At 66.6% G+C, this 20300-nt stretch carries 22 protein-coding genes; 4 read left to right on the plus strand and 18 right to left on the minus strand.

Going from position 1 to position 20300, the window contains the following annotated elements; translation table 11 throughout:
• Positions 1 to 3 precede the first annotated feature (3 nt).
• Entirely contained in the window at positions 4 to 2094 is a 2091-nt protein-coding gene (locus BI327_RS27720) for a tetratricopeptide repeat protein (protein WP_076864818.1), read from the minus strand.
• A gap of 159 nt (positions 2095 to 2253) precedes the next feature.
• Here BI327_RS27720 and BI327_RS27725 point away from each other — a divergent pair, with 159 nt between their 5' ends.
• From BI327_RS27725 to BI327_RS27740, 3 genes are all read left to right on the plus strand, one after another.
• A complete protein-coding gene (locus tag BI327_RS27725) occupies positions 2254 to 2718 on the plus strand; it encodes an Rrf2 family transcriptional regulator (protein ID WP_076864468.1) in 465 nt (154 codons plus the stop codon).
• Positions 2705 to 3523 carry a class I SAM-dependent methyltransferase gene (locus tag BI327_RS27730; RefSeq protein WP_076864469.1) on the plus strand — a complete coding sequence of 273 codons (819 nt, stop codon included), beginning with the start codon at positions 2705 to 2707 and terminating at the stop codon, positions 3521 to 3523. The genes BI327_RS27725 and BI327_RS27730 overlap by 14 nt, the downstream gene beginning before the upstream one ends.
• A 249-nt stretch (positions 3524 to 3772) precedes the next feature.
• Positions 3773 to 6139: an autotransporter outer membrane beta-barrel domain-containing protein gene (locus BI327_RS27740; protein WP_245334953.1), complete on the plus strand. Its 2367-nt coding sequence runs from the start codon at positions 3773 to 3775 to the stop codon at positions 6137 to 6139.
• Between the two features lie 6 nt (positions 6140 to 6145).
• On the opposite strand, the gene BI327_RS27745 is transcribed toward BI327_RS27740, so the two are convergent.
• The 9 genes from BI327_RS27745 to BI327_RS27785 form a co-directional block, all read right to left on the minus strand.
• Positions 6146 to 6328: a hypothetical protein gene (locus BI327_RS27745; RefSeq protein ID WP_076864819.1), complete on the minus strand. Its 183-nt coding sequence runs from the start codon at positions 6326 to 6328 to the stop codon at positions 6146 to 6148.
• Positions 6329 to 6375: 47 nt separating this feature from the next.
• Complete coding sequence (gene mscL, locus BI327_RS27750; protein WP_076864472.1) at positions 6376 to 6795, minus strand: large conductance mechanosensitive channel protein MscL; 420 nt, start codon at positions 6793 to 6795, stop codon at positions 6376 to 6378.
• A 71-nt stretch (positions 6796 to 6866) separates the two neighbouring features.
• Positions 6867 to 7145, minus strand: coding sequence for a hypothetical protein (locus BI327_RS27755; protein WP_076864473.1), 279 nt, complete (start codon positions 7143 to 7145; stop codon positions 6867 to 6869).
• An 83-nt stretch (positions 7146 to 7228) separates the two neighbouring features.
• Positions 7229 to 7639 carry a DUF3597 domain-containing protein gene (locus tag BI327_RS27760; RefSeq protein ID WP_076864474.1) on the minus strand — a complete coding sequence of 137 codons (411 nt, stop codon included), beginning with the start codon at positions 7637 to 7639 and terminating at the stop codon, positions 7229 to 7231.
• Positions 7640 to 7925: 286 nt separating this feature from the next.
• Positions 7926 to 8426, minus strand: coding sequence for a Rab family GTPase (locus BI327_RS27765; RefSeq protein WP_076864475.1), 501 nt, complete (start codon positions 8424 to 8426; stop codon positions 7926 to 7928).
• The gene (locus BI327_RS27770; protein ID WP_076864476.1) at positions 8426 to 10177 is read right to left on the minus strand and encodes an OmpA family protein; all 1752 of its coding nucleotides are present in this window, start codon (positions 10175 to 10177) and stop codon (positions 8426 to 8428) included. The genes BI327_RS27765 and BI327_RS27770 overlap by 1 nt, the downstream gene beginning before the upstream one ends.
• Before the next feature lies 1 nt (position 10178).
• Positions 10179 to 10553: a hypothetical protein gene (locus BI327_RS27775; protein ID WP_076864477.1), complete on the minus strand. Its 375-nt coding sequence runs from the start codon at positions 10551 to 10553 to the stop codon at positions 10179 to 10181.
• Between the two features lie 139 nt (positions 10554 to 10692).
• A complete protein-coding gene (locus tag BI327_RS27780) occupies positions 10693 to 11349 on the minus strand; it encodes a response regulator transcription factor (RefSeq protein WP_083742240.1) in 657 nt (218 codons plus the stop codon).
• Between the two features lie 108 nt (positions 11350 to 11457).
• Positions 11458 to 12528: a sensor histidine kinase gene (locus BI327_RS27785; protein ID WP_076864478.1), complete on the minus strand. Its 1071-nt coding sequence runs from the start codon at positions 12526 to 12528 to the stop codon at positions 11458 to 11460.
• Between the two features lie 290 nt (positions 12529 to 12818).
• On the opposite strand from BI327_RS27785, the gene BI327_RS43295 reads away from it, so the two are divergent.
• Entirely contained in the window at positions 12819 to 13085 is a 267-nt protein-coding gene (locus BI327_RS43295; RefSeq protein WP_245334954.1) for a hypothetical protein, read from the plus strand.
• A gap of 20 nt (positions 13086 to 13105) precedes the next feature.
• Here BI327_RS43295 and BI327_RS27795 read toward each other — a convergent pair whose 3' ends face one another.
• The 8 genes from BI327_RS27795 to BI327_RS27830 are packed head-to-tail and all read right to left on the minus strand — an operon-like array spanning position 13106 to position 20234.
• Positions 13106 to 13453: a RidA family protein gene (locus BI327_RS27795; protein ID WP_076864480.1), complete on the minus strand. Its 348-nt coding sequence runs from the start codon at positions 13451 to 13453 to the stop codon at positions 13106 to 13108.
• Between the two features lie 7 nt (positions 13454 to 13460).
• Entirely contained in the window at positions 13461 to 14588 is a 1128-nt protein-coding gene (locus BI327_RS27800) for an NAD(P)/FAD-dependent oxidoreductase (protein ID WP_076864481.1), read from the minus strand.
• The gene (locus BI327_RS27805) at positions 14585 to 16018 is read right to left on the minus strand and encodes an FAD-dependent oxidoreductase (protein ID WP_394329887.1); all 1434 of its coding nucleotides are present in this window, start codon (positions 16016 to 16018) and stop codon (positions 14585 to 14587) included. The genes BI327_RS27800 and BI327_RS27805 overlap by 4 nt, the downstream gene beginning before the upstream one ends.
• Positions 16015 to 16311, minus strand: coding sequence for a (2Fe-2S)-binding protein (locus tag BI327_RS27810; RefSeq protein WP_076864482.1), 297 nt, complete (start codon positions 16309 to 16311; stop codon positions 16015 to 16017). The genes BI327_RS27805 and BI327_RS27810 overlap by 4 nt, the downstream gene beginning before the upstream one ends.
• A 26-nt stretch (positions 16312 to 16337) precedes the next feature.
• Entirely contained in the window at positions 16338 to 17474 is a 1137-nt protein-coding gene (locus tag BI327_RS27815; RefSeq protein ID WP_076864483.1) for an NAD(P)/FAD-dependent oxidoreductase, read from the minus strand.
• Positions 17475 to 17482: 8 nt separating this feature from the next.
• Complete coding sequence (locus BI327_RS27820; RefSeq protein ID WP_076864484.1) at positions 17483 to 18289, minus strand: ABC transporter permease; 807 nt, start codon at positions 18287 to 18289, stop codon at positions 17483 to 17485.
• Complete coding sequence (locus tag BI327_RS27825; RefSeq protein WP_076864485.1) at positions 18286 to 19194, minus strand: ABC transporter permease; 909 nt, start codon at positions 19192 to 19194, stop codon at positions 18286 to 18288. Before BI327_RS27825 ends, BI327_RS27820 begins: the two co-directional genes overlap by 4 nt.
• Positions 19191 to 20234, minus strand: a complete 1044-nt coding sequence (locus tag BI327_RS27830; protein WP_076864486.1) for an ABC transporter ATP-binding protein — start codon at positions 20232 to 20234, stop codon at positions 19191 to 19193. The genes BI327_RS27825 and BI327_RS27830 overlap by 4 nt, the downstream gene beginning before the upstream one ends.
• Positions 20235 to 20300: the final 66 nt, after the last annotated feature.

Raw genomic sequence — 20300 nt, forward strand, 5'->3', positions numbered from 1 at the left:
CGGTCAACGCGGCAAAGACGCCGGCAGCAGCAACTGCCGCTCGCCGCCGGCGAGCCGCGCAAGCTCGTCGGACATCCGTGCCAGCACATTTTCCCAGGCCTGCGGCCTGTCCTGACGGAACAGCCGCATGGTCGGATACCAGGGCGTGTCGGCGCGATCGCGCAGCCAGCGCCAGTCGAGCGCATAGGGACACAGCATCCAGACCGGACGGCCGAGCGCGCCGGCGAGATGTGCCACCGAGGTGTCGACCGCGATGACGAGATCGAGCGCGCAGACGGCTGCCGCGGTGTCGGCGAAATCGCCGAGCATCGGCGCGAGGTCGACGATATCGGCACCAAGGCCGCGCAGCACCGGAGCATCGTCCGGCCGCGGTTCCTTCTGCAAGCTGTAGAGCTGCACGCCGGGCGTGACCAGCCGCGGCAGCACGGCATCCGCCGGCAGCGAGCGCTGGCGGTCGCCTTTGTGCCTGGGATTGCCGGCCCAGACCACGCCGACCTTCAGCGCGGTCACGCTACTCAGCGCCTCGCGCCAGCGCGCGAGCTTGACGGCGTCCGGTTGCAGATAGGATCTGGCCGCGGGAATCGTCTCGACGGTGGTGCGGAAGATCCGCGGCAGGCTGAGCAGCGGCAGTTGCAGGTCGAACGGCGGCAGCGGCTCGCCGCGCGCGAACACCGCGACATCGGGCAGCATCGGCCGCAGCAGCGCGACCAGCGCCGGCTGCACCTGCAGGATGATCCGACCGCCTCGGCCCGCCAGCATCGGCACGTACCGGACGAAATTGATGGCGTCGCCGAGCCCGTATTCGGCAAACAACAGCAGCGTGCGTCCAGCCAGCGGCTCACCCTGCCATTCCGGCTCGTCGAACACGGGATCGCCGTCGCTGAGCAGCTTGGTCTTGCGGCGCCACTGATACTCCTCAAAACCCTCCTCGAACTCGCCGTTCATCAGGAGGAAATGCGCATGGTTGTAATGCGCCAGCGGCTGATCGGGATCGAGCGCGATGGCACGGCGCGAGGACACCAGCGCCGCGTCGATCTCGCCGGCATTGCGCAGCGCGACCGCGAGATTGGCGTGGCCCTTGGCATAGTGCGGGTCGATCTCGATGGCGCGCCGATGCGCTGCGACCGCCGCCTCGACCAGATTCTGTGCCTCGAAGATGATCCCGAGATTGGTATGCGCGGCGGCGTAGTCCGGCTTGAGCGAAAGCGCGAGCTCGGCGCAGGCGATGGCGTCATCGACTTGCCCGAGCTCGAACAGGCAGGCGCCGAGATTGTTGAGGATGACGTGGTCCGACGGATCGCGGGCCGAGACCTGCCGATAGATGCGGGCCGCCTCCTCGCGCTCACCGGTTTCGTGCAACACCATGGCAAGCAGGCGCTGCGGGGCAAGATTGTCGGGATCGAGCGCGATCGCGCGACGATAGTGCTGGATTGCGTCCTCGAGCCGGCCGAGGCGGTAGAGCGCCGCGCCAAGGCCGCAATGCAGCCCGGGGTTTTCGGGGTCCACGCCGAGCCCGCGGCGGTAGGCGGTGACGGCGGCGTCGTGCTTTTTCTGATCGGTCAGCGCATTGCCGAGGTTGAGCCAGACGCCGCGATAGGCGGGATCGCGCGCGATCACCTCGCGGTAGGCCTGCTCCGCCTCGACCGGCCGCTGCTGCGCGGCCAGGGCAACGGCGAGGTTGAAGCGCGCCCGCGTCAGGCCGCCATCGAGTGTGATCGCACGGCGAAACGCCGTCTCGGCCTCGTCGAAACGCGACAGGTCGCACAGCGCCACGCCGAGCTTGATGTGCAGGCCGGCATCCTTCGGCCGCAGCGTCACGCCGCGCTGGAACGCCGACACCGCGCCTTCGTGCTCACCCTTGACGGCGAGCGCATCGCCGAGCGTGCCGAACGCCGGCCCATGATGCGGATCGAGGCTGAACACCCGGTTCAGCAGCACCGCGCCTTCGGCGGCGCGATCGGTCACGAAGGCGATGACGGCGGATAGATGCAGCGCCGGAACATGATCGGGATGAGCGGTGAGGATGTCGCCGCACAACGCGCCGGCCTCCGTCGCGCGACCCGCGCCATAATGCGCCACCGCATCCAGCAACATCCGATCGACCGCCACATTCCCCACGATACCGCCCCCGCCTTGCAAGACCCCGATGGGAATTAAACGGGCGGCGCCGCCAAATCCGGCACGCGAATATCAGATCGCGGCCTGACATCCCGCCCCTTGACGCCTCGCCCATCATGTAACATATGAAGTTACATGATGCGCGACAGCCGTTTGTCCAGTGTCCTGCACGGCCTGCTCCACATGATCGGAGCCGGCGAGCCGGTCACGTCGGAGCAGCTTGCACAGGCGATGGCCACCAACCCGGTGGTGGTGCGACGTGTGATGGCAGGCTTGCGCGAGCAAGGCCTGGTGCATTCGGAGAAGGGCCATGGCGGCGGCTGGACGCTAGAGCGCGATCCTGCCGACATCACGCTCGCGGAGATCTATCGCGCGGTCGGCGCGCCGACGATCGTTGCGATCGGCCATCGCTCGGAGAACCCCGGCTGCCTGGTCGAACAGGCCGTCAACGACGCGCTCGGCGACACCTTCCGCGAGGTCGAGGCGCTGTTCCTGAAGCGGCTCGGCGCGGTGACGCTCGATGCGCTCGCGAAGGATTTCAAGCGCCGGCTCGCCAAGCACAAGCAAAACCTCGAGGACCAGATTCATGCAGCAAAGTAAGCAGGCGAAACCGCTGCCGTACAACGATCCCGCGCATTGGGACAAGATGGTTGCAGCCTATGAGGCGCAATCGCAGCCATTCACCACGCTGTTCGCCGACGCCGCGGTCGCGCGGCTTCCGATCGGCCCGTCATCGAAGGTGATCGACGTCGCCACCGGCACGGGCGCCGCGGCGCTTGCTGCGGCCCGCAGCGGCGCTGACGTGACCGCGATCGACTTCTCGGCCGGCATGGTGGCGCGAGTCCGCGCCCATGGCCTGCCAAATATTGAGGCGCGGCAGATGGACGGCCAGGCGCTCGATCTGCCCGACGCCGCTTTCGATGCGGCGGTGTCGGTGTTCGGCGTCATGCTGTTTCCGGACTGGCGCGCCGGACTGCGCGAAATGGCGCGGGTGACGCGGCCAGGCGGATCGGCGGCGATCGCGGTCTGGAAGAGCGCCGACGGCGCCGCCGTTCATCTCTTGCTGTCGCAGATCATCCGGCGGCTCTATCCCGACACGGTCACGCCGATGCCCGTCTCGGGTCTCGCCGAGCTCGCCGATCCCACCCGCCTCGGCACTGCGGTGGTCGCCGCCGGCTTCTCCGATCCTGACGTCACCGAGATCACCCACGACTTCAAACTCAATGTCGCCAATCCAGCCGACGTCGACAAATTGTTCGAGTTCATGCCGCATTGGAGCGGGCTCGATGCCGACCAGAGCGCCGCGGTCGCGCACGCACTCCGGAGCGAGATCGAACAGAGGCGGGTCGGCGACAGCTTTGCGATTCCCTCGACCGCGCTGATCGCGACGGCGCGGCGGCCGTAGAATGTGATGAAGTCAATTTGCGTGCACGGCATGAGAACGATCCGCCGCGTGATCGGCTGATGCCGACAGCGTCGCACGCTTGCGTCTTCTCAAATTGTGCAATGACGTAGCGGTCCAGCAACGGCGCGTTACAAAAGCTCGCGCGCGCGGAGATTCCGCAGCGTGCTCGCCGGGCCGCGTACTACAACAATCCCGTATTTTTTGAATGTGCGCCGATCCCGCCGCGGATCGGCGCGACGGGGGTTTACCTTGTTGCCGATTGCAAACTTCGCGCGGACCAGTTTCCGCTTCGTCGCCTCGCGCCTTGCATCCGAACGTCGCGACAGACGGCCATCAATCGCGCGACGCGTGGCCTGCGGCCTCGCTTTGATCGCCGCCGCGCTGTTCAGTTCGGTCGCGGCCGCCAGCGCGCCGGCGCCGGCGGTGGCCTCGATCTCCCCGACATCGGGTCCCGCGGCGGGCGGCACCATCGTCATCATCGCCGGCGGCAGCTTCAACACCGCGACCGCGCTGCACTTCGGCGCCACCGCTGCGACGAGCTTCGTCATCAATTCGAATGAACAGATCACGGCGGTCGCACCGGCCGGGACCGGGACGGTGGATATCACCGTGACCAATCCAAGCGGGACATCATCGGCGTCGCCCGCGGATCAGTTCACCTACATCGCGTCCGCGCCGACGGTGACGTCGGTTTCGCCCGGCACGGGACCCGCCGCGGGCAGCACCTCGGTCACCATCACCGGCACCGGCTTCACCGGCACCACCGCGGTGAAATTCGGTGCCGTCACCGCAACCGGCTTCACCGTCAACTCCGCGACGTCGATCACCGCGACCTCGCCGGCGGGCACCGGCACTGTCGACATCACCGTGACGACACCAGCCGGCACATCGGCAACCTCGGCGGCGGACCAGTTCACCTATACCAGCGCGCCGACGGTGACCGCGGTCGCGCCGGCATCGGGTCTAGCTGCGGGCGGCACGTCGGTCGCGATCACCGGCACCAACCTGACCGGCGCGACCGCAGTGAAATTCGGCGCGACCAATGCGGCGAGCTTCACGGTCAACTCGGCGACGTCGATCACCGCGATCTCGCCCGCAGGCAGCGGCACTGTCGATATCACCGTGACGACGGCCGCCGGGACGTCAGCGACATCGACGGCGGACCGTTTCACCTTTGCGGTGGCGACGACACAGACCACGCTGAGCTCGTCGCAGAACCCGAGCAGCTTCGGCCAGTCGGTGACCTTCACCGCCAGGGTGACCACCGCGGGCGGCACGCCGACGGGCACGGTGACCTTCAGCGACAATGGTTCGCCGATCGGCACCGCGACCCTCGCGGCAGGTGCAGCGACATTCTCGATTGCGACGCTCAGGATCGGCAGCCACGCCATCACGGCGAGCTATGCCGGCAACGGCCCGTTCGACGCCAGCACCTCGCCGGCGCTGGCGCAGAGCGTCGGAGTCCCGTCCGACAGCGTGAAGCTGCGGGCGTTGCAGATCGACCTCACCAAGGTCGTGGCGCAGAGCTCCGGCCAGGCGATCTCGGGTGCGATCGACGGCGCGATCTCGGAGGGCTTCAGCGAAGGCGGCAGCTTCATGACGCCGAGCGGCGCCGGCATGCGCTTCAACTTCGCGGCCGATCCGGCAGACGGCGTGGCGCAGGCCGATCCGGGCGATCGCAGCGCTTACGCTTCGGATGGCAATTCCGCCGCCCCCGGACGCAGTTCGCGGATCGACAATGCATTTGCCGCGATCGACCAGCAGATGCCGGCCAAGGCGAAGCCCAAAACCACGCGCGAAGCACGCGACTGGCTGTTCTGGATCGACGTCAGGGGCAGCGGCATCGACCGCTGGTCGTCCCCGACCTCGCCTGATGTCGGCACGTCGGGCTCGTCGATCTACGGCAACCAGCTCAACGCGCTCATGGGACTGACCTACAGGGCAATGCCGAACCTGTTGATCGGTGCCGTCGCCGGCTATGAGACCTTCAACTACACGGCCCAGGACATCAGCGGAAAGCTCACAGGCGACGGCTGGACCGTGGGGACCTATCTCGGCTGGATGATCACGCCGACGCTGCGTTACGACGCCGCCGTGACCTTCTCCCAGATCGGCTACAACGGCGTGGCGGGAACGGCGCAGGGCAATTTCAACGGCGACCGCTGGATGTTCGCGACCGGGCTGACCGGAAGCTACAGGATGAGCAACCTCCTGATCGAACCATCCGCACGCCTCTACACGCTGTGGGAGCATGAGAACGCCTATACCGACACGCTCGGCACGCTGCAGACTGCGCGCGACTTCGTCACCGGCCGCGCGTCCGGTGGTGTCAAGCTGAGCTATCCGCTGGCATCGACCGACGCTGCGGTGCTCGCGCCCTATCTCGGCATCTATGGCGACTATTATTTCAGCCGGGACGATGCCGCGGCGCTGGCCGTAAACGGAATTCCGGTCAATCCGACGCTGGTGCTGGAGGGCTGGTCGGCCCGCGTCACCGGTGGGCTGAACGCCACGCTCGCAGGCGGCACCATGCTCGGCCTCGGGGCGGAGTATGGCGGGCTCGGCGGCATCGCCCGGCTCTGGACGTTCTCGGCCAGGGCGCGCGTGCCGTTCTGACCTGCGCTAGCGTTTGTCGTCGTCCTGCTGGTCACTGTCGCGGCTTTGTCCGCGACTCGGCGGTTGCAGGCCGGCGCTGTTGGCCCAGCGGTCGAGTTCTTCGATCACCCGGCGATGGCTCGGCCGTAGCTTCGACGAACCGCCGGGCTCCTGTGAAAGTTTTCGGGGCAGCTTGACCTGTTCTGGCATGACTAGGCTCCAGAGCTGGGCAGTACGCACGATGCAGGTAGCGATCGCTACGCACGCGATTTCAGAAGGTCGCGAATCTCGGTGAGCAGTTCCTGCTCCTTGGTCGGCTTCGGCGGCTCGGCCGGCGTCGCGGGTGCTTCACGCTTGAGCTGGTTCATCAGGCGGACCACGATGAACAGCACGAAGGCGACGATCAGGAAGTTGAGCGTCAAGGTCAGGAAGTTGCCCCAGGCCAGCACCGCACCCTGCTTCTTGGCGTCGGCCAGGTTGGTCGCCGTCACCGACTTCGACAGCGCGGTGAAGTAGTTGGAGAAATCGAGGCCGCCGCTGATGGCGCCGATGATCGGCATGATGATATCGGCCACCATCGACGAGACGATTGCGCCGAACGCCGCGCCGATGATCACGCCGACGGCGAGATCGACGACGTTGCCCTTCATGGCGAATTCCTTGAATTCCTTCAGCATGTGATCTCCTGTTGCAAAGGATGTGGCGCGGCCCGGCGACTGGGTCGCCGGCCGCTACAAAGCTGCGAAGATTATTTGCGAACTTCCGACTTCGCCGGCGCGGCGACCGGTTGAGCGGGCGCGGCCTGCTCCCAGGGTGCAGGCAAGATGACCCGCGCCGGCGGCGGGAGCTGCGCGGCGCGCTGCACGTTCGCATTCGCCGGATGCTGCTCGTCACCGGAATTATCCGCGCGGGCGATGGCGATGGTGATGCCCAGCGCCAGTGCTGCTAGTCCGAGTCCCGAGCCGACCGACGCGGCGACAGCACCAGTCCGCGGCCTGTTCAGGATGGCAGGATGAGATGAGGTCATCGCAACTGCTCCTCACGCAATACGCATGGTTCGGAGCCGTGCGGGCCGCTAAAGCGCGACACGCACGGCTCGATAAGGAATCGTCAGGTCTTGATGTCGGCCGGCAGCTTGCCGCCATTGGCGGCGAGCTTGGCCATCACCTGCTGATGCAGCCAGACATTCATGGCCGCGGTGTTGTTGGTGTCGCCGGTGTAGTGCAGCTCCTTGGCGAGCTCCTTGCGCGCGGCAAGGCTCGAGTCGAGGCCGAGCGCCTTCATCAGATCGACGATCGAGGTGCGCCAGTCGAGCTTCTCGCCGGTGGCAGCGGCCGCCTTGTCGACGATCGCCGCGACGTCGACCGTTTGCGCTGCGGGCGCGGCGGAAGCAGGTGCTGACGATGATGTCGATGTTGAAGCCGGCGCGGCGCCGGGCGCGGCAGTCGTTGTGGTCTCAGCGGTCTTGGCCTGGGCGCCGTGGCCGAAGATTGCACCCATGATGCTTCCAAAAATGCTCATGTTCTCTCACTCCGTGCGCCCGAGACACCGTCTCGTGGCTGCTTCCAATGACGGAGCGAACGATAGGAAGGCCATTGGCCGAGCGGAAGATGACCATCGTCACTATCGGAGTGTGGGACGGCGTGGTGCAGTCGGGGAGAGAATCGTGCGGTCGTGTGCCGCACGTCGCGAGCGTTTCATCGTACGCCCCACGTGCGATGAAGTCAGCCGTCCCGGCCCGATTCGCCAGCCCCGAGAAGTCGGGACGGCTGACACCAACGCGCGCTTAGTGCCAGGGTATCGCGATCTAGAGCTGGCGACGGCGGATGGTCTGGGCGAGCTCGACGAAGCTTTCCGAGATGCCGACGCCGGTCTTGGCGCTGACCGATTTGACGCTCGACTTGGCGAGCCCGGCGACCTGGCCGGCGCTGCCCGCAGCTTCCGGCAGATCGATCTTGTTCAACAACGCCCGGTACGGCCGGCCCGGAAATCGCTCCTCGAAGCCGCGGACCAGTTCGACCATGCGGGTCACGGTCTGCGGGCGCGTGACGTCGGACACGATGATGGCGGCGGATGCGCCGGTGACATAGACGGTGTCGAAGATCTGCGTGCCGAAATCGCCGTCGGTGTCCCACAGCACGAGGCGCATCGGATCGCTGCCGTCGGCCTGCACCACGTCGTGGCTCAGGATCTCGACGCCGAGCGTGGATTTGTACTGACCCTCGAACCGGTTGTAGATCAGGCGATAGAGTATCGAGGTCTTGCCGACCCCCATATCGCCGAGCAGCATGACTTTTGCGGTGAGCATCAACGGGCCACTTCGCCTCGATAGACCGTCTCGAACGCCACGCGGCGGTTGCCGCCGACGGTGGCATCGAGCCGATCGGTGATCGGCATCGTCGCGGCGCGCGACACCAGGATCAGCCGCGACGCCTCGACCCCGAGCGCCGTCAGCTTGCGCTGCACCTGCTCCGCCCGCTTGCGTCCCAGCGTCTTGTTGGTGCCTTCCGTGCCGCTCTGATCGGCATAGCCGACGATCCGCACCTTGAGATCGTTGTTCGTCAGCAGCCCGGCAAGCTCGCGCAGCTGCTGCTCGGCCTGGTCGTTGTCGAGGACTTCGTCTGAATTGTTGGCGAAGAAGATCGCGGTCGAGGCGATGAAGCGCTCGAGCCGCGCCGCCGGGCCGTCGGCGACGGATTGCAGTTTTGCAACTTCCTCGGCGAGCTTCGCCGATTGCTCGCCGAGCTTGTTGTATTGCTCGGTCAGCCCGGCGTATTTCTGATCGCCGGACTTTGCCTGTGCGCTGATCGCCTCGCGCGTCTGGTCGAGGCTTGCCTGCAAGCGTGTCAGGCTTTGCTGCAGTCCCGCGACGCCGGCCTGCGATGCCGCGATTTGCTCCGGTGTGGCGACCTGCCCGATCCGGTTGACGACCTTGTAGGGTGCCGCAGCCGTAGCGAGCGCGTCGATCAACGGCGCGGTCTCCAGCTGGCTCGGCTCGATGCCCGAGACGGCCACGCTTCGGCTGCCGTGGTCGAAATCAAGCCGCAACGGGAACGAGGCCAGCAACGGCTGCTTCGCGGCGAGCTGCTCCAGCGCCGCTTGGGTCCGCCGCTCCAAAAGGCTGCGCGTCACCGACGTCGCGGCAAGGTAAAGCAACAGCGCGGCCAGGGCGGCGAGCACGGCGAACAGGATCACCTTGCCGCGCCGGCTCGCGATCCGCCGCGGCGCATCGTCGGTCTCGATCGCGGCCGCGAGCGACGCCAGCATCGGCCCGTCGCAATCCGCGCCGCGGTCGATGCGCTCGATCGCATCGAAGAACAGCGAGTTGATCCTGGCATTGTCGGCCGGACGCAGCGGCCCCAGGCACTCCGCCGCCAGGATGAAGCGGGGCGAGGCGCGCAGCGCAAGCTGCCGGCCGCCGAAATCAAGCGTTTGCAGATTGCCTTCGCCCGCCAGCGCCTGCACCGAGAACTCGAGGATCGCCGCGACCATCGCGCTGAGCAGATCGGCGCGCTCGTCGGGGGTCGCTTCGCGCTTCCAGTCGGCGATCAGCCGGCCATTGCCGCGCTCGATGATCAGAAGCCGGTTGATCTGCGGCGGGGCATCCGCAAGCACGAATTCGCTGATCGGACGCCCCGTCACCAGCGACTTGACCCGCCCGACCCACAACTGCGCCGAGGTCAGCGCATTGATGCGCTGCTCGAGCGAGGCAACCAGTTCCCTGAACGCATTGGCGACCGCGGCGCTGACCAGCCGGCCGACGATCGGATAGAGCGCCTCGATCATCTGCTCGCGCGAATTCTTGATCTCGCTGCGGATCGCGGAGACCACGACCGGCGCAATCGCGCTGGCGAGTTCGCGCGGCCGGTTGACCTCGGCACGCTCCAACGCCTCGACCAGAATGCCGGCGGTGGCCGTCTCCAGGCGATCGGCATTGCCGACATAGCGCTGTAGCGTATCGAGGTCGGCCTCCAGCGACGTCAGACGCGTCGCCTCCGGCTGAAACAGCAAGGTCTTGAGCTGCTCGATCTCGCGGTTTTGGCCGGCAGCAGCTGCCATGCTATTTGCCCGTGCGGCCCGATCCCAATCCGCTGATGACGGTGCCGAGCTGGGTGATCGCCGCGCCGACATCCTTCAGCGAGTCGAGGCGCTTCTGCTCGGTATCCCGCTCGAGGTCGGAGAGCCGCGCGGAAAGCGCGGTGAGCTCGTTGGTGAAATCAGCCTGCATCTGCTTGAGCGAGGCCTGCATCTCCTCGCGCAGGCCCGAGAGATTGGTCTCGAGCGAGCGTTGCGCACCACCGAACAGGAGGTCGCGGACCTGATCGATCGCCGCCATGCCATGCGCCGCAGGATCCGCGCCGTTGCCGGCCGCCGGTCCGTCCGTATCCTTGGTCTGGCGCTCGATACCCTTCATGGTCTTTTCCTGCTTACTCATAGCTGCGCAATCCGGATCTGCGCTGTCAAAAAGCAAATCCGAAACAACCCTATAGCCAATTTTGCGGGCGCGGCCCAGAGAAAGGCGAGCAATCTCAGCAAGATCAACCGCTTGGTTGTGCCGCTGAGGGCAATTATTTCTAGTAAGTTATTGCCTTTATTGCGAGTTCTGTACGGTTCTTGACCTGGCATTTCTCCAGGATCGTGCTGACATAGTTCTTCACGGTTCCCTCAGCCAAATGCAGCTGCTCGCCGATCTCGGTATTGCTCTTGCCCTCGACGATCAGCGTGAGAATTTCATTCTCCCGTGCCGTCAGGCCGTCGCGAACCGGCAGCTTCGCCGAGACGCGCGGACCGCGCAGCCGCTTGAACTCGTCGAGGATGCGCGCGGCGACGCTCGGCGAAAGCCCGGACTGGCCGTTGATCACGGCGCGGATCGTCGAGGCGATCTCCTCCATCCTGGCATCCTTCAGGAGATAGGCCTTCGCACCCGCGCTGACTGCTTCGAAGATCAGATCGTTGGTCTCGAATGTGGTCAGCACGACGATATGGGTCTGCGGCAGCTCGCGCAGAATCCGCTGGGTCGCTGCGATACCGTCGACGCGCGGCATCTGCAGGTCCATCAGGATGACGTCCGGCCGATAGCGGCGCGCAAACTCGATCGCCTGCTCGCCGTCGGAGGCACCGGGAAGGATCTCGAAATCGTCGTTCTGCTGGGCAAGCAGTGTGGCGATACCTTCCCTGATGAGCGTCTGATCCTCGGCGATCAGCACCCGTACTTTCTCAATCCTGCTCACGGGCTTCCGTCATCCTCTCGAAGGTCCAATTGTCTCGTTGGTCGCGTTTTCTTAACGCGAACCGGTACCCACTTCGCTCGAAAACGCTCCGATTGCGCGGCAACGCCATCAATCGGCCAGCACGCCTGCGGATCCGGCCGGCGGCACCGCCACGGGGAGCGATATCCGGACCAGCGTACCCTGCCCGGGCGCGCTCTCCACCGCGCAGCTTCCGCCGACAAGTTCAGCAAATTCGGCCATTCCAATCAATCCGAAATGTCCGGGATGAGGGACCGCGGGGTCGAAGCCGCGGCCGTCATCGCGGATCTCGACAACGAGCTTCCGGCCGACTGCTGCCGGCTCGTCATAGGCATGAAAAGAAACGCGGCGCGCCTGCGCATGGGCCTGAACATTGCGCAGCGCCTCGCTGAGGATGCGTTGTACGGTCAAACCGCAATCGCGCAAGCCGGCCCGCGCCGCTTCGTCGATCTGGATCGAGACCCTGACGCCGCTGCGTGTGGCGAAGTCGCTCAGAAGCCCCTCGACGTCAGGATCAAGCTTCAAATCGTCGGGCGTGCGCAGGCGGTCGATCGCTTCGCGGGCCCGCGAGAGGCCGCTCGCCGCGGCATCTTCCGCCGTCGCGAGGCTGTCCGCCACCCGCGCGGGATCGGCCGACAGATAATGCCTGATCAGCCGAATCTGGGTCAGCAGCGCCACGATCGAATGCACCAGCGTATCGTGCAGATCGCGCGCCAGCCGAAGCCGCGTCCGCGCCAGCGAGGCAAAGCGCACCTCCGCGCTCGCCGCCTCGAGCTGCTGCTCCATCAGCCGCCGCGCCCGGCGTTCGCTGCCGAGCAGCGTCTCGACCTGTCGTCCGGCAAAGTCCGGCATGGCGATGACGAAGTAGTGTGACAGGGCGCCATTCCACCGCACGACCGCGGTCATCGGCTGCGTGATGTCAGGCGATGCGCCACGCACACCGGCCAGCGCGATCATGTCCCGCTGGCCCCTCGCAAGCGCCGCCAGCTCGGCCTCCATGCCGACCAGCAGCATGCACTCGCAGCAATCGACGCCGATTGCGGGAAGCCATTCGACCAGCCGCCCCATCTTCCGCTGCATGCTCCGGTCGGCCCCGATGACGGCAAGACCGATGACGTCGGCTTCTGCGGCCGCAAGCAAGTCCGCGCTCAGATCGATCATGCGTTGCCCATCAACTCAGCGAGCAGCCCACTCTGGGGTAAGCCAGCAGCCGCCGCAAACGAATATGACTTTCGTCACAACTGATCCTGACTTTCGTCAGATGCCGCCGCCGCTCGAAATGCGGTTCTGTCGTACGGATGAGCAACAGCGCAAGCCATGTTGTGCCACATGCCGGTGTCCATGACGATGCCGGCCCGGCGCCGGGCTTTGCCGAAGGCCGCGCCAGTCGACCGGAATGTGAGCTGACAATGGGGTCCGCGCCACGGAAATCGTCGCGCATCGAGCTGCGCATGTTGGCGGAAGCCGAGAAGCCTGCGCGACGCCGGCGCCTGAGCGCGACCCAGAAACTGGCGTTGCAGGAAGCGCTGACCGGCCGCCTCCAGCTCTACCCGCGCGGATATGCCGCGAGCAAGACCGGACCGTTCCACTCGCGACGCGCGATTCTCGGACTGGTGCGCGCCGGCCTGATGAGCCTCAGCGCCACCGCGCGCTACGCGGCCGTGACCAGGCGCGCGCGGGAAATGTATGCGGCTCCGGCTGCAGATGCGGAGGTCTAGCGCCGAAGCCGCTTGATGCTCTAGCCCTTGAGCGCGGTCACCACCACCTCGATCAGCGCACCACCGCCGAGATCGGCGACGCCGACGGTCGCGCGCGCAGGCAGGTCGTCGGCGAAGAACTCGGTCCAGGCCGCGTCCATCTCCTTCTTCTTCGACAGGTCGGTCACGAAGATCGAGGCACTGACGACGCGCGAGGCGTCCGTGCCGGCCTGCTTCAGATAGCCCGAGATCTTGCCGAGGATGTTGCGGGTCTGCTCGCCCATCGACACGCTGGTGTCGTCGGCGATCGTGCCGCCGACGAACACGAAGCCATTGGCTTCGACGGCGCGATGCATGATCGGCGTGCGGATGCTGCGGGTAATGGTCATGATGTCCTCATCTCTGGGGTTGGGAGCTATGGAAGCGGTCGATGCCGAGATCGCCGATCCGGGTCTGGGTGCCGCCGTTCACGATCAACTCGGTCATCACAGCGCCTGCGGCGGGACCGAGCTGAAAGCCGTGCATCGAAAAGCCGAACTGGTGATAGAGCCCCTTGTGCCGGGCACTCGGCCCGAGCACCGGCAAATCGTCCCTGGTGCGGGCCTCGATGCCGGCCCAGGCGCGCGTGATCATCGCGGCGCGCATCACCGGAAACAGCTCGAACACGGTGCGCGCACTCACCGCGAGGCTGCGCCAATCGAGCATGGTCTCGTTGCGGTCCTGATCCGGCACCGCCAGGTGGCCGCCGCCGATCAGCACGGTTCCGTTGGCGAATTGCTTGAACGACAGTTTGCGGCCGCGCAGGATCACGACGGGATCGATGAAATGCTGCACCCGTGAGGTGATCATCAGCATCGGCGCCACCGTTTCAACCGGGACCGGTTCGCCAAGGCTGGCGGCGATCCGCCCGGCCCAGGCGCCGGCGGCGTTCACGAGGACCGGCGCCGCATAAGTGTCGGCGCCGACGTCGACCTGCCAGAGCCCGTCGTGCTGGCGGACGTTGCTTGCGGCGATACCTTCGCGCACCGTGGCGCCGAGCGCGGCGGCCTTGCGGCGGAACGCCGTGGTGGTTTGCGCCGGATTGGCTGCACCATCGCGCCGCGAGACCACGCCGCCGGGACAGGTTTCGGCCACGGCGGGGACCAGCCGCCGCAGTTCGGCGGCATCGATCAGCTCCTCATGGGTGAAGCCGAGTGCGTTCAACTCCGCGACCCGGGCGCGGCAATTTTCCAGCTCCGCGGCATTCTCGGCGACCAGCACCTGGCCGTGGCTCTCGAAGCTGCAATCGTCGTCGACCAGTTGCTCGATCCGCGCCCATATCTCCATCGAGCGGATCGAGAGCGGGATCTCGGCGACATGCCTTGCAAGTTGCCGCACCCCGCCGGCATTCACGCCGGAGGCGTGCCGCCCGGCATAGTCCTTTTCGATCAGCACCGGCTTCATTCCAGCCAGGCACATGTGAAGCGCGGTCGAGCATCCGTGGATGCCGCCACCCACGATGATGGCGTCCGCAAGCCTCGTCATCCGCGCACCACCGCTTTGACGTCGGCCTCCGTCTGCGGCATCGCCGCAAGCTCCGCCAGCGTGATCGGCTTCACCGGCGCGCGCAGCCGGTAGTAGCCGATGTCCTGCGGGCTCTTGCCGCGCGCCTGGGCCATCAGCTGGGTCACGGTGAGACCGCAAAGACGCCCCTGGCAAGGCCCCATGCCGGTGCGACGATAGGCCTTGAGCTGGTTCGGACCTGTCGCACCGATGGCCACCGCGTCGAGAATGTCCTTGGCCGACACCTCCTCGCAGCGGCAGACGATCGTATCGCCCGACGGGATCCGAAACTGCGGCGCCGGACGGAACAACACGTCGAGAAAGCTGCGGCCGCGTTCGGCCTGCGCCAGCGCCGTTCTGAGTACATTCTCGGCGGCGAGTTTCGCGGTGGCGGCCGGTGCGAGCGCCTCGATTGCGGCGCGCGCGGCGATGCGGCCACGCGCCACCGCAACGGTGGCGCCGCCGATGCCGGCGCCGTCGCCTGCGATAGCAATGCCAGCAACAGACGTGTTGCCGTCGGCATCGAGCAGCGGCGACCAGCACAGCTGCCGGTCGTCCCAGCGATGCTCGATCCCTGCCGCCATCGCGAGATTGACGTTCGGCACGACGCCCTGATGCAGCAGCAGCAGGTCCACCGGAATCGTCTCGCGCCGTCCGCCGGCGACATAGCTCACGCTCGCAAGCTGGCCCTCGCCGGCGGCGGCGAGCTCGCTGACCCCGGTGGTCACCGGGACGCGCGCCTTCACCTCCCGCATCATCGCGAGACCCTTGGCGAAGTAGGGCGATGTCACGAAGTCGAGGACGTGGGGCAATGCCGCAAGATAATTGCGGCGCTCGGTCGTATCCAGGATGCGATCAATCCGGCCGCCGAGGCGAAGGATCTGGGCCGCCAGCAGCCACAGCAGCGGCCCTTGGCCGGCGATCACGGTGCGACCGTCCGGCACCAGACCCGACGACTTCAACATGGTCTGGGCGGCACCCGCAGTCATCACGCCCGGCAGCGTCCAGCCGGGAATTGGAAATGGCCGCTCCAGCGCGCCGGTCGCGAGTATCACGCGCCGCGCCTTGATGAAGGACGACATGCCGCCGACCGAGACGCCGATCTCGAGCTGGCGATCAAGGCTCCAGACCGTTGCGCGGTGAACGATCTCGGCGCCGCTCGCCTGCACCTCGGCGACAAGATCGGCGCCCGCCCAATAGTCGGCCCCCAGTTGCTCTGGCGCCTTCACCGGCGTCGACGCGATGGCGCGCCATACCTGGCCCCCGGGGCCGGCATTCTCGTCGACCAGCAGCGTCGACAGGCCGGCCCCCGCCGCCATCGCGGTGGCGGCAAGGCCCGCCGGGCCCGCTCCGATCACCACGACGTCATACGTGTCGCGACCAGGGGTCGTCGTCACAAGGCTCGTCGTCATCGGCCGATCTCCCGCTTGCCCTTCTGGATTTCGATCTGCATGCCGTCGGCCACCGGTACGAGGCAGCCCTGGCGATTGCCGACGCCGTCGATGGTGACGAGGCAGTCGAAGCACACCCCCATCATGCAATAAGGCAGCCGCGGCGCGCCGCTGACCGCGGTAGCGCGCCGCACGTCGCGGCCCGACGCCAATAGCGCCGAGGAAACCGTGTCCCCCTGCCGCGCCTCGAGGGCCGCACCGTCGACGAGGATCTGCACGCGTGGCCGGTTGTCTTGATCGATACGTTTGAACATGTGCTGCCTCTTCAATGCGTGCCTCTTCAATGCGTGCCTGGGCCCGGCGCGGTGGCGGCGCCGAAACGGCGGGCCGAGAACGCCCCCACCAGATCCGGATCGAGCGTGCCGGCGGTGACCATCCGCGCGATGTCGAAGGCATGGTTGGATGCGAGGGTCACGCCCGAATGGCAGCAGGCGACGAACGCGCCGGGCGCGCGCTCCGACTGGTCGTAGATCGGAAAGCCGTCCCGCGACATCACGCGGATGCCGGCCCAGGCGCGGACGACGTTGAGGCGCGCGAGATGCGGGAACATGCGCTGCGCGCGATCCGCCATCACCGCGCTCACCGCATGATTGACCGTGCGATCATCGAGCTGCTCTTCCCGGCTGTCGCCGATCATCACCGTGCCCTCGTCGGTCTGCCGCACGGTGGTCAGCGGGTGCGGAAGGAACGGGACGGTGCGCTCGGTCACGACGATCTGCCCGCGCGTCGGCTCCATCGGCGCGAACAGCCCGACCATCGGTGCCAGCGTCTGATTGGCGTTGCCGGCCGCCAGCACGACCTTGGCCGCGTGGATTTCGCCCTGCGGCGTCGAGAGCCTGAATTCGCCGCCGTCGCGGGCAATCGCGGACACCGGCCGCTCCGGCAGATAGTCGACGCCGAACAGCTTCATGCCGGTATGAAAGGCGCGGAAGGTGCGCAGGGAATTCACATGGCCGTCGAGCGGACAGAAGCTGCCGCCCGAGACTTCGGGGCCGATCAGCGGCAGCATCTTCTTGACCGCGGATGCCGACAGCATTTCCATCCGGTAGTCGGCGGCGCCGACCTGGTTATGCATGCGCGTGACGAGCTGGCCGCGCTGCGCGAACTCGTCCTCGCCGAGCGTCAGATGAAACCCGCCGTTCTGTTGCAGCGCGACGTCGAGGCCGGTCTGGTCCTTCAATTCGGCCGCAAGCCGGCCCCACCCTTCCGACGCCCGCACGGTCCAGCCGGTATAGGCCGGCATGCCGAGCCCCTTGCTCTGCACCCAGACCAGCGCAAAGTTTGCGCGCGACGCGCGTTTGGCGATGTCGCCCTCGTCGAGCACGGCGACCGTCTTGCCGAGCCGGCCAAGTCCCCAGGCGATTGCGGAGCCGAGCAGGCCGCCGCCGACGACAGCGACGTCATAGTCCTTGTGCATGGGTTCTCCTATCGCCCCGGATCGCTCTTGCCCGCGAGCACACGGTCGAGCCCGTAGAAGCGGTCGAGCAGGATCAGCGCGGTCATGGTGATCGCGATCACGCTCGCAGATACCGACGTCACCAGCGGATCGATGTTGTCCTGGATGTAGAGGAACATGCGGACCGGCAGGGTTTCGGTGCCCGGCGCTGCCAGGAACACGGTCATGGTCAGATCGTCAAAGGACTGGATGAAGGCGAGCGCCCAGCCGCTGATCACGCCGGGCAGGATCAGTGGCAGGGTCACGCGACGAAACAGCGTCCAGCCGCCGGCGCCGAGCGAGACGGCGGCCATCTCGATCGAGCGGTCCATGCCCGTTGTGGCCGCCAAGGTCAGGCGCAGCGCGAACGGAAACACCACGATGACGTGGGCAACCAGCAGCGCCGCGAAACTCCCGCCCATGCCGATCGAGGTGAAGAAGCGCAGGAACGCGATGCCCAGCACCACATGCGGGATCATCAACGGCGACAGGAACAGCGCCATCAGCGCCTCGCGGCCGCGAAATTGATAGCGGGCGATCGCCAGCGCCACCGGCACCGCGAACAGCAACGCGACGAAGGAGGACAGCATGCCGAGCCCGAGGCTGATCCAGAAGGCGTGAACGAATTCTGGATAGTTCGCGATCTCCCTGAACCAGCGCAGCGAGAAGCCATGGGTCGGAAGCGACAGGAACCCTTCGGGCGTGAACGCGACCAGGCAGACCACGACGATCGGTGCCAGCATGACGACAACGAAGATCGTGTGAAAGGCGAGCGCCAGCGGGCCGTTGGTTCTCATCGGAACACCTCGGCATAGCGCCGCTCGATCAGCGCGTTGCTGCCGACGACGATGAGCGCCAGCGCCACCAGAAGCAGGACCGCGACCGCCGCGCCGAGCGGCCAGTTCAGCGTGTTGAGGAATTCGTCATAGGCGAGCGTCGCGGCGACCTTGAGCCGCCGGCCGCCGATGATCGCAGGCGTGGCGAAGGCGCTGGCCGACAGCGAGAACACGATGATCGCCCCGGACAGTACGCCCGGCATGATCTGCGGCAGGATAATGCGGCGGATGATGGTGAAGGCGCCGGCGCCGAGCGACATCGCGGCGTTCTCGATCTGCGGGTCGACGCGCTGCAATGCGACCCAGACCGAAAGCACCATGAACGGCATCATGACATGGGCAAGCGCGACCACGATGCCGGTTTCGGTGAACATGAAAGGCAGCGGCGCATTGATCAGGCCGAGCGAGATCAAGAGCTTGTTGACGAGCCCGTTGTTGCCGCCGAACAGCAGCGCCCAGCCCAGCGTGCGCGCCACCACCGAGATCAACAGCGGGCCGAGGATCAGCAGCATGAAGAAGCCTTTCCAGCGTCCGCTCATGCGGTTGAGGATGTAGGCCTCCGGTGCGCCGAGAACCGCGGTGATCGCCGTCGCGAGCAGCGCGATCCGGAACGTGCGCCAGAACATCTCCGCGTAGTAGGGATCGCTCGCGATCTCGCGCCAGTTCTTCAGGATGAAGACCGGCTCGATGCCCTTGTACTGGCCCCAATCGTGAAACGAGAGCATCACGGTCATGGCCAGCGGGATCACCAGCACGCCGACGAACAGCATCAGTGCCGGCGCGCTCAAGAGCCATGGCGTGCCCGCCGCACTCGGCTCGGACGATGCCACGACCGCCTGCGGCGCGGTGGTGCCGACGGTGCTCATGCGGCGCCTCCGCTCGACCGCACGCTCATGTCCTCGAGCCGCCAGGCGAGGCGAACGGCCTCGCCCTCGGCCGGCTGCGGCTTGCCGTCGTTCTGCCGGACCACGAGCGCGGGCCCGCATTCGGTCTCGCACTGGAACAGCCAATGATTGCCCTGGAAGATCCGGCTGACGATCCGGGCGGCGAGCCCTACGTCGGCAAAGCTGATGCGTTCCGGGCGAAGGCTGATCGTCACCGGGCCGGCGACCGCCACCGGTGCAGGCGCCTGCCAGGAGCCGGCGACCAGCCGTGCCGGATTTGCAGTCCGGTCGACGGTCGCGGCGAAATCATTGGTCTTGCCGAGAAACTGCGAGACGAAGGCCGATGCCGGCCGCTCATAGGTCTCCTGCGGCGTGCCGATCTGCTCGATGCGGCCCTGGCTCATGACCACGATGCGATCGGACAGCGACATCGCTTCGTTCTGATCGTGCGTGACGAGGATCGTGGTTGTGCCCAGCGTCCGCTGGATCTGGCGCAGCTCGATCTGCATCTCCTCGCGCAGCTTGGCGTCGAGATTCGACAGCGGCTCGTCGAGCAACAGGACGCTCGGCTGAATCACCAGCGCCCGGGCCAGCGCCACGCGCTGCTGCTGGCCACCGGACATCCGGCGCGGATAGCGCGCCTCATAGCCTGCGAGCCCGACCATCGCGAGCGCGGCGGCAACGCGCTCGGCACGCTGGCTGCGCGGCACGCGCCGCATCTCGAGCCCGAAGGCGACATTCTCGGCGACGGTCATGTGCGGGAACAGCGCGTAGCTTTGAAACACCACGCCAAGTCCGCGCCTGGCCGGATGCACCGCGGTGAGATCATGCCCCTCGAGACGGATGGCGCCCCGCGAAGGTTCGAGGAAGCCCGCGATCATCTGCAACGTCGTGGTCTTTCCGCATCCGGACGGGCCGAGAAACGAGATGAACTCGCCCTTCCGAACCGCGAGACTGAAATCGTCGACGACGGTCTGCGAACCGAACTGCTTTGCGACGTGCTCGAGTTCGAGAAAGGACATCAATGTGCTTTCCGGATGCTGAAGAGGCCGAGGCGGAAGGGAATGGGCGGACGGAGGAAGGTGGAG

Origin of the sequence: Bradyrhizobium mercantei (genome assembly GCF_001982635.1) — a bacterium.
GTDB lineage: Bacteria > Pseudomonadota > Alphaproteobacteria > Rhizobiales > Xanthobacteraceae > Bradyrhizobium > Bradyrhizobium mercantei.

Excerpts from the sequence above, each read along its gene's own strand:
- BI327_RS27730 (WP_076864469.1), top strand. The coding sequence starts at position 2,705 with ATGCAGCAAAGTAAGCAGGCGAAACCGCTGCCGTACAACGATCCCGCG.
- BI327_RS27720 (WP_076864818.1), bottom strand. The coding sequence starts at position 2,094 with ATGTTGCTGGATGCGGTGGCGCATTATGGCGCGGGTCGCGCGACGGAG.
- BI327_RS43295 (WP_245334954.1), top strand. The coding sequence starts at position 12,819 with ATGTTGGCGGAAGCCGAGAAGCCTGCGCGACGCCGGCGCCTGAGCGCG.
- BI327_RS27755 (WP_076864473.1), bottom strand. The coding sequence starts at position 7,145 with ATGACCTCATCTCATCCTGCCATCCTGAACAGGCCGCGGACTGGTGCT.
- BI327_RS27795 (WP_076864480.1), bottom strand. The coding sequence starts at position 13,453 with ATGACCATTACCCGCAGCATCCGCACGCCGATCATGCATCGCGCCGTC.
- BI327_RS27815 (WP_076864483.1), bottom strand. The coding sequence starts at position 17,474 with ATGCACAAGGACTATGACGTCGCTGTCGTCGGCGGCGGCCTGCTCGGC.
- BI327_RS27825 (WP_076864485.1), bottom strand. The coding sequence starts at position 19,194 with ATGAGCACCGTCGGCACCACCGCGCCGCAGGCGGTCGTGGCATCGTCC.
- BI327_RS27805 (WP_394329887.1), bottom strand. The coding sequence starts at position 16,018 with ATGACGACGAGCCTTGTGACGACGACCCCTGGTCGCGACACGTATGAC.
- BI327_RS27725 (WP_076864468.1), top strand. The coding sequence starts at position 2,254 with ATGATGCGCGACAGCCGTTTGTCCAGTGTCCTGCACGGCCTGCTCCAC.
- BI327_RS27830 (WP_076864486.1), bottom strand. The coding sequence starts at position 20,234 with ATGTCCTTTCTCGAACTCGAGCACGTCGCAAAGCAGTTCGGTTCGCAG.
- BI327_RS27820 (WP_076864484.1), bottom strand. The coding sequence starts at position 18,289 with ATGAGAACCAACGGCCCGCTGGCGCTCGCCTTTCACACGATCTTCGTT.
- BI327_RS27770 (WP_076864476.1), bottom strand. The coding sequence starts at position 10,177 with ATGGCAGCTGCTGCCGGCCAAAACCGCGAGATCGAGCAGCTCAAGACC.
- BI327_RS27745 (WP_076864819.1), bottom strand. The coding sequence starts at position 6,328 with ATGCCAGAACAGGTCAAGCTGCCCCGAAAACTTTCACAGGAGCCCGGC.
- BI327_RS27800 (WP_076864481.1), bottom strand. The coding sequence starts at position 14,588 with ATGACGAGGCTTGCGGACGCCATCATCGTGGGTGGCGGCATCCACGGA.
- BI327_RS27760 (WP_076864474.1), bottom strand. The coding sequence starts at position 7,639 with ATGAGCATTTTTGGAAGCATCATGGGTGCAATCTTCGGCCACGGCGCC.
- BI327_RS27785 (WP_076864478.1), bottom strand. The coding sequence starts at position 12,528 with ATGATCGATCTGAGCGCGGACTTGCTTGCGGCCGCAGAAGCCGACGTC.
- mscL (WP_076864472.1), bottom strand. The coding sequence starts at position 6,795 with ATGCTGAAGGAATTCAAGGAATTCGCCATGAAGGGCAACGTCGTCGAT.
- BI327_RS27765 (WP_076864475.1), bottom strand. The coding sequence starts at position 8,426 with ATGCTCACCGCAAAAGTCATGCTGCTCGGCGATATGGGGGTCGGCAAG.
- BI327_RS27775 (WP_076864477.1), bottom strand. The coding sequence starts at position 10,553 with ATGAGTAAGCAGGAAAAGACCATGAAGGGTATCGAGCGCCAGACCAAG.
- BI327_RS27810 (WP_076864482.1), bottom strand. The coding sequence starts at position 16,311 with ATGTTCAAACGTATCGATCAAGACAACCGGCCACGCGTGCAGATCCTC.